At 63.1% G+C, this 287-nt stretch carries 1 protein-coding gene; it reads left to right on the top strand.

Annotated elements, in window-relative coordinates; translation table 11 throughout:
- On the top strand, positions 1-287 hold a 287-nt coding region (locus tag AOY23_RS21320), incomplete at both ends, for an Ig-like domain-containing protein (protein WP_152958679.1).

The following is a 287-nucleotide window of genomic DNA, read 5'->3' as shown; positions in this document are numbered from 1 at the left end:
GTCATCAGCGGTATCGGCGGCGCCGGTAACATCGTGTTTGTTTACACCACCGACGCGGCAGGCACTCACCTGATTGGCTCGGCAGTGGTTGACAGCACCGGTAACTGGAGCATGACCCCGGACGCACCGCTGCTGGAAGGCCTGAACAGCCTGACCCTGGAAACCCAGGATCCGGCCGGTAACCGCATCGCCGGTGAAGCTCCGGCGTACGACGTTACGCTGCTGATCCCGACCGGCACAGAGCCGTCGATCACCAGCGTGGTCGATAACAGCGAACCGCATGTCGG

The sequence above is a fragment of the Trabulsiella odontotermitis genome, assembly GCF_001297775.1.
Lineage (GTDB): Bacteria > Pseudomonadota > Gammaproteobacteria > Enterobacterales > Enterobacteriaceae > Trabulsiella > Trabulsiella odontotermitis.
Note: the sequence above shows the minus strand (reverse complement) of the source record. Positions and strands in the feature narration are given on the sequence as shown.